The organism is Nonomuraea sp. NPDC001636 (assembly GCF_040298265.1).
GTDB lineage: Bacteria > Actinomycetota > Actinomycetes > Streptosporangiales > Streptosporangiaceae > Nonomuraea.
The window spans coordinates 217124-223325 of sequence record NZ_JBEOZT010000018.1; the positions used below are offsets into that span (position 1 = coordinate 217124).

The window sequence follows — 6202 nt, forward strand, 5'->3', positions numbered from 1 at the left end:
ACGCGCCCGCATCGGGGGTTTCACCCGACCCGTGAGAGCCGCCCGGCGGAACACCCTCCGCCGGGCGGCTCTCCGCTGTCCAGTGGCGTCTCAGCGGCTGGACGTGCGGTACCGGTGGGTCGCCAGCGGGGCGAAGACGGCGATGAGCGCCACCGACCACAGCAGGCTCGCCGCCACCGGATGTTGCAGCGGCCAGACCGTCCCCGCCGAGGTGGGGTTGCCGAACAGGCGGCGGGCGGCGGCCACGGTCGCGCTCATCGGGTTCCAGTCGGCCACCGGCCGCAGCCAGGCGGGCAGGCCCTCGGTGGGCACGAACGTGTTGGCCAGGAAGGTCATCGGGAACAGCCAGCCGAACGTGGCGGCGTCGGCCTGCGTGCCGCTGCGCACGTACAGGCCGATGTAGGTGCCCACCCAGATCATCGCCAGGCCGAACAGCGCCAGCAGCCCGAACGCCGCCGCCGTCTCGCCCGGGGAGCCGTGCGCACGCCAGCCGGCCAGCAGCACGGCCGCCGCGACCATGGCGGCCAGCGACATCAGGTGCATCGACAGGTCGGCCACGCTGCGTCCGATGAGCACGGCGCTGCGGGCGATGGGCTGCGCGCGGAACCGGTCGATGATCCCGCGTTCCATGTCCTCGCCCACCGCCGTGGCGGCCGCGGTCGCCGTCATGGCCATGACCTGCATGAAGATGCCCGGCATGAGGAAGCTGCGGTAGTCGCCGCCGCCGGGCAGGGTGATCGCGCTGCCGAAGACGTACCCGAACAGCACGGTCATGATGACGGGGAACACCAGGAACCCGGCGATCTCCCCCGGTTGGGCCTTCCACCGCGAGTACGTGCGGCCCGCGATGGTCAGGGAGTCGGTCACGGTCCAGCGCAGGTTCATGCTCGTGGCTCCTGTCATGCGGTCAGGTGGAGGAAGACCTCGTCGAGCGTCGGACGGCGGAGCGCGAGGTCCTCGACGGCGATCCCGGCGACGTCGAGGGCGCGGGCGACGCGGACCAGCGACTGGGCCCCGTCGGGCGCCGGCAGCGTCACCCGGGTCCCGCCCGGCTCGACGGCGAGCCCGGACGCGGGCCCGAGCGTCCCTAGGGCCGCCGTCGCGTCGCCGGGGTGGCGGAAGACGATCTGCACGCGGTCGCCGCCGACCTGCCTCTTCAGCGCGCCGGGGGAGCCCGCCGCGGCGACCCGGCCCTCGCGCAGCACCACGACCTGGTCCGCCAGATGGTCGGCCTCGTCGAGGTACTGGGTGGTCAGCAGCAGCGTGGTGCCCTCGCGGACCAGGTCGCGCAGCGCGTCCCAGAGCTCGCGGCGGCTGCGCGGGTCGAGCCCCGCGGTCGGCTCGTCCATGAACAGCACGGGCGGCGCGACGATCAGGCTCGCGGCCAGGTCGAGCCGCCGCCGCATGCCGCCCGAGTACGTCCTGACCAGCCGCCGCCCGGCCGCGGCCAGCCCGAACCGCTCCAGCAGCTCCTCGGCCCTGCTCCTGGCCCGCGCCCTGGACAGGTGGTAGAGGCGGCCGAACAGCTCCAGGTTGCGCCGGCCGGTCAGCAGCTCGTCCACGGCGGCGTGCTGACCGGCCAGGCCGATGCGGAAGCGCAGCCGGGCCGCGTCGCGCACCACGTCGAGCCCGGCGACCTCGGCCCGGCCGCCGTCCGGGCGGAGCAGGGTGGCCAGGATGCGCACGGTCGTCGTCTTGCCCGCCCCGTTGGGGCCGAGCAGCCCGCACACCGTGCCGGCCGGGACGTCGAGGTCGATGCCCCTGAGCGCCTCCGTGGCCGCGTACCGCTTTCGCAAACCCTCCGCGCAGATCATCGCGAGGCTCCTTAACGGCGTTAAATCTAACAGCGTTAAGGATGCATTGAACGTTGTTAAGCTGTCAACCGTGGCATTGGAGAAGGGCACCATCGTGGCCGCGGCGCTGCGGCTGCTGCAGGAGACCGGGCTCGACGGGCTCACGCTGCGGCGGCTCGCGGCCGAGCTGGGCGTCCAGGCGCCCGCGCTCTACTGGCACTTCACGAACAAGCAGGAACTCCTCGACGCGATGGCCGAGGCGATGACCGCCGCTCACATGACCCGTCCCGCGCTGGCCGAGCCCGCCGCCTGGCGCGAGTGGATGAGGGACCACGCCCACCGCGACAGGGCGATGCTCAACTCCTACCGCGACGGCGCCCGGCTGGTGGCCGGCACCCGGCCGTCACCGGTGCTGTTCGAGGTGGTGGAGCGGTCGGTGGCGGCCCTGGAGTCGGCCGGGTTCGCGGTGGGCGACGCCGTCCGCGGGCTGTTCGCGATGAGCGTGTACGTCGCCGGGTTCGTGCTGGAGGAGCAGGCCGACCGGACGCGGCCGGACGCCGACGGCGCCATGCCGGACATGGCCGCCTTCCAGCGGGCCCACCCTCGGCTGACGGCCGGGCTGGCGGAGGTGGGCGACCCGCAGGGGGAGCGCTCGTTCGACGACGGGCTGCGGCTCATCCTCGACGGCATGCAGGCCCGCCTCGACCGTCAGGAGACCTGCGAGGCCGGGGCCGACCAGGTGTCGCAGGCCGCCGGCGAGACCGCCCGGTAGCCGCGTTCCAGCCAGCGCACGCGGTTGGCGCCCGTGCCGTGGCTGTGCTCCTCGCCCTCGTCGCCGGCGGCCCTGGTGGCGTCGAGCAGCGCCGTCCAGTCCTGCCGGGTACGGCTCAGCGACGGCCACACGCTGCCCAGGAACGCGCCGGCCAGGCAGTCGGCCTGGAGCTCGTAGCGCCGGCTCTGCGCGCCCTTGCGCACGCCGAGGAGGCTCTGCACGTGGTGGCCGTACTCGTGGGCGGCGACCTTGAACGGGTAGAGGTCGGTGCGGCCCTCGATCCAGGCGCCGGTCAGCGGGAGGACGAGGGTGTCGCGGCCGATGCAGTAGAAGGCCGCCGCGTGCTCGGGCCAGGCGAACCCGCACACCTCGCGCACCGGCTCGTCGTAGTAGCGGACGACGGGCTTGTGGAACGTCCGGCCGGTGCGCCTGAAATGGGCGGACCACGACTTGTCCAGGCACTTCAGAACCGCTGTGAGGTATTCGCGGCTCCGGGGGATCCCGCCTGAGCTCATCGGCGTCTCGGGGCACGCCGACCGTGCGAGCCTCGGCGTCGCGACGGCCTGCACGGGCCCGGCCTGAAGGACGACCGCCAGCACCGACAGGGCGACGAGGGCAACGAGGGCACGCGGAGCGGGGGAGTGCACGGTGAGCAGCATAGAGCTTCCCGGCCAACGCCCCCCGCCCCCGCGCCCGCGCCCCGCCCCCGCGCCCGCGCCCCGCCCCCGCACCTCCGTGGCCCGCTCGCCCGGTGGGGCTGTCCATCAGGGGTGACGCTGAGTGAGGGTGGTTGACTTTCGGCGTGAGTGATGCGGGATTGGTGCTGCTTGTCGGGAGTATGGCGGTTTTTCTGGGTGCGGTCGTGCAGGGGAGTGTGGGGTTCGGGCTGGGGCTGGTGGCCGCGCCCGTGCTGACGATGCTCGACCACAGCCTGATGCCCGGCGCGATCCAGGTGGTCAACATGACCCTGCCGCTGTTCACGCTGGCCGCCGAGTGGCGGCGGGTGGACTGGCGGGGGCTCGGGTTCGCGCTGCTGGGCCGGATCCCCGGCAGCGCCGTCGGCGCCGTCATCGTCGTGTACGTCTCCGTCCAGGCGCTCGGCGTGCTGGTCGGGGTGATGGTGCTGCTGGCGGTCGGGCTCACCGCGCGCACGGTCAGCGTCGTGCGCAACGGCGGGACGATCACCGGCGCGGGCTTCGTGTCCGGGATCACCGGCACCGCCACGGGCATCGGCGGCCCGCCCCTGGCGCTGGTCTACCAAGATGCCAAGGGGCCGCAGATCCGGGCCACCCTGGCGATGTTCTTCTTCCTGAGCGCCGCGCAGTCGATCGCCATCCTGGCGTTCGTCGGCCACCTGCCCGCCCGCGCGCTGGCCACCGGCGCGGCTCTGATCGTGCCGATGATCCTGGGCTTCCTGGCGTCGCGGCCGCTGCGCCGCTACCTGGACGGCGGCAAGGTGCGGACGGCCGTCCTGGTCGTGGCGACCGTGTCGGCGCTGGCCCTGATCGCGCAGAGCCTGCTGACCTGACCCGCCGGGCTACTCGCCGGTCTGCCCGTCGACGGACTCGCGGATCAGGTCGGCGTGGCCGCTGTGCCGGGCGTACTCCTCGATCATGTGGACGAGGATCCAGCGCAGGTGCGGGCGGCGGCCGTCCGGCCAGGGGCGCTGGGCGGGCTGGTCGAGCCCGCCCGCGGCCAGCGCCTCGGCGGTCAGGGCGCGCGAGCGGGCCACCGCGTCCCGCCACAGCGCGCGCAGCTCGTCGGGGGAGTCGTGGGCGGCGGAGTGCCAGTCCCAGTCGGGGTCGGCCGTCCAGTCGACGGTGTCCCAGGGGGCGTGCGGGTCGTTGCCGTGCAGACGGCGGGAGAACCAGTGGTCCTCGACGTAGGCCAGGTGCTTGAGCATGCCGCCGAGCGTCATCGGGGAGGCGGCGGTGGTGGCGCCGAGGCCCGCCGCGTCGAGGCCGGAGCACTTCCACTCCAGGGTGGCCCGCAGGAAGTCGAGGAAGCCCAGGAGGGTCTCGGTCTCGTCGCCCATGAAGGGAGGTTCCGGGCGTCCCTGCTCGTCGAATTCGGTCATGGTCGGGCAGTTTAGCGACAGGGCGATGCCCGGCCCTTCTGTACGCTCGCATGGTGATCAACGTGGTGGAGTGGACCAGGTTGGAGCCATGGCGGGTCGCCCGCGCCCGTACCGACCGCGACGAGACCGTGATCATCAAGTGGACCGGGCCGCACGCCTCCCGCGCCCGCGACGAGCCGTGGCGGTTGCGCACGGAGGCGGCCGCCCTGCGGTTCCTGTCGGAGGACCTGGGCGCGGCCCTGGCGCCGCGCGTGCTGGCCGTCGACCTGGCGGAGGGGCGGCTGGTGCTGGCGGACCTCGCGCCGCGGACCGCGCTCGACGGGCTGCTGCGCCGCCACGGCGCCGGGGCGCACGCGGACCGGCTGACGGCCGCCGCCCGCGCCCGGGGCGAGCTCGGCGCGCTCACCGCGGGCCACGCGGAGGCGTACTACCGGCGGCGGGCCGCGCTCGGGCCGGTCGATCCGGCCGCCGACCGGCTCGGCCGGGTCGCCGGGCAGCGTGAGTCGGGGATGCCGTCGCTGCTGGGGGTGCCGGTCCCGGGCGGGGTGGAGCGGGAGTTCGGGGCGGCGCTGGCCGAACTGGCCGAGCCAGGGCCGTTCCTGGTGCTCAGCAACGGCGACGCCGAGGCCAACAACGTCCTGGTGCACGCGGAGGGGCCGGCCGACGCGCGGCTGATCGACTTCGAGTTCGCCCGGTTCACGCACGCGCTGCACGACGCGGTCCCGCTGCACGTGCCGGGGCCTGGCTGGCTGTCCCTGGGCGGCCCGGCCGAGGGCGAGGTCTACCGGCGGGCGCTGGCGTTGGGGGTCCCGCAGGCCGAGGACGACGGGTGGTACGGCAGGGGGCTGGCGGCGGCGTGCGTGTCGTACGCGCTGGCCCGGCTCACCCGGCTGGCCGTGCTGGACGGCCGCCCGGCGGGGGACGACAGCCGGGCCCAGCTCGTCGCGATCCTGGAGGAGACCGCCCGTACCGCCGAGGGGCCGCTGCCCCGGCTGGCCGGATGGTGCCGCCAGGTGGCCGCGGCCCTGCGGCGCCGGTGGCCGGACGCGGACGTCGACTTCGGGGCGCTGGCTCCGTACACCCCACGCCGCTGAGCGAACGGCCCCCGCGGGTGCGGGGGCCGCTCGCGGTGCGGCGCTCGGCTATGCCACGGAGAAGCTTCCCGCCCCCGCCGGGACGTGGCTGCCGTAGCCGGGCCGGACCGCGACGGACGGCCCGAAGCAGAACGGGTCGCCGTAGATGCGGACGACCTGATCGGTCTGGTTGTTCAGCACGTGCGCGGCGGCGGGCAGCTTCGTGCAGCCGCCGGGGTCGTCGTAGATCTCCAGGGGCAGCGGCTCGACCTGGAAGACGACGACCTGACCGGTCGCGGCCTGGGCGGGCAGGGGCGCGGCGAGCGCGGCGGTCGCGGAGGCGAGGACCACGGTCAGGGCCGCGAGGCGGGCACGGTGGCGCATGGCGGGGTTCCTAATCAGTTCTGGGAGTAAGCCATCCGGCAGACTCCTTGGTGGTAGCCGCCGGCAGGTGAGCACTCCGGTTTCCTGGACGGTGAGTCCTGAC

At 74.3% G+C, this 6202-nt stretch carries 8 protein-coding genes; 3 read left to right on the forward strand and 5 right to left on the reverse strand.

Annotation, left to right across the window (positions count from 1 at the left end):
- Positions 1-90 precede the first annotated feature (90 nt).
- Positions 91-885, reverse strand: coding sequence for an ABC transporter permease (locus tag ABT158_RS30560; RefSeq protein ID WP_352359220.1), 795 nt, complete (start codon positions 883-885; stop codon positions 91-93).
- A 14-nt stretch (positions 886-899) separates the two neighbouring features.
- Complete coding sequence (locus ABT158_RS30565; protein WP_352359222.1) at positions 900-1814, reverse strand: ATP-binding cassette domain-containing protein; 915 nt, start codon at positions 1812-1814, stop codon at positions 900-902.
- Positions 1815-1884: 70 nt separating this feature from the next.
- On the opposite strand from ABT158_RS30565, the gene ABT158_RS30570 reads away from it, so the two are divergent.
- On the forward strand, positions 1885-2565 hold the full coding sequence (locus tag ABT158_RS30570; protein ID WP_352359224.1) for a TetR/AcrR family transcriptional regulator C-terminal domain-containing protein: 681 nt from the start codon (positions 1885-1887) through the stop codon (positions 2563-2565).
- On the opposite strand, the gene ABT158_RS30575 is transcribed toward ABT158_RS30570, so the two are convergent.
- The gene (locus ABT158_RS30575) at positions 2502-3296 is read right to left on the reverse strand and encodes a neutral zinc metallopeptidase (RefSeq protein WP_352359226.1); all 795 of its coding nucleotides are present in this window, start codon (positions 3294-3296) and stop codon (positions 2502-2504) included. The two genes, ABT158_RS30570 and ABT158_RS30575, sit on opposite strands and share 64 nt — an antisense overlap.
- A gap of 107 nt (positions 3297-3403) precedes the next feature.
- Here ABT158_RS30575 and ABT158_RS30580 point away from each other — a divergent pair, with 107 nt between their 5' ends.
- On the forward strand, positions 3404-4093 hold the full coding sequence (locus tag ABT158_RS30580) for a sulfite exporter TauE/SafE family protein (protein ID WP_352359228.1): 690 nt from the start codon (positions 3404-3406) through the stop codon (positions 4091-4093).
- A 9-nt stretch (positions 4094-4102) separates the two neighbouring features.
- Here ABT158_RS30580 and ABT158_RS30585 read toward each other — a convergent pair whose 3' ends face one another.
- Positions 4103-4642 (reverse strand): DinB family protein, encoded by a 540-nt coding sequence (locus ABT158_RS30585; RefSeq protein ID WP_352359230.1) that lies wholly within the window; start codon positions 4640-4642, stop codon positions 4103-4105.
- 50 nt (positions 4643-4692) lie between these two features.
- Between ABT158_RS30585 and ABT158_RS30590 the strand changes: the two genes are divergently transcribed.
- Positions 4693-5736: a protein kinase family protein gene (locus ABT158_RS30590; RefSeq protein WP_352359232.1), complete on the forward strand. Its 1044-nt coding sequence runs from the start codon at positions 4693-4695 to the stop codon at positions 5734-5736.
- 48 nt (positions 5737-5784) lie between these two features.
- Here the strand turns inward: ABT158_RS30590 and ABT158_RS30595 are convergent, their stop codons facing one another.
- Positions 5785-6099, reverse strand: a complete 315-nt coding sequence (locus ABT158_RS30595) for a hypothetical protein (RefSeq protein WP_352359234.1) — start codon at positions 6097-6099, stop codon at positions 5785-5787.
- Between the last annotated feature and the right edge of the window lie 103 nt (positions 6100-6202).

Excerpts from the sequence above, each read along its gene's own strand:
- ABT158_RS30560 (WP_352359220.1), bottom strand. The coding sequence starts at position 885 with ATGAACCTGCGCTGGACCGTGACCGACTCCCTGACCATCGCGGGCCGC.
- ABT158_RS30565 (WP_352359222.1), bottom strand. The coding sequence starts at position 1,814 with ATGATCTGCGCGGAGGGTTTGCGAAAGCGGTACGCGGCCACGGAGGCG.
- ABT158_RS30580 (WP_352359228.1), top strand. The coding sequence starts at position 3,404 with ATGGCGGTTTTTCTGGGTGCGGTCGTGCAGGGGAGTGTGGGGTTCGGG.
- ABT158_RS30585 (WP_352359230.1), bottom strand. The coding sequence starts at position 4,642 with ATGACCGAATTCGACGAGCAGGGACGCCCGGAACCTCCCTTCATGGGC.
- ABT158_RS30590 (WP_352359232.1), top strand. The coding sequence starts at position 4,693 with ATGGTGATCAACGTGGTGGAGTGGACCAGGTTGGAGCCATGGCGGGTC.
- ABT158_RS30595 (WP_352359234.1), bottom strand. The coding sequence starts at position 6,099 with ATGCGCCACCGTGCCCGCCTCGCGGCCCTGACCGTGGTCCTCGCCTCC.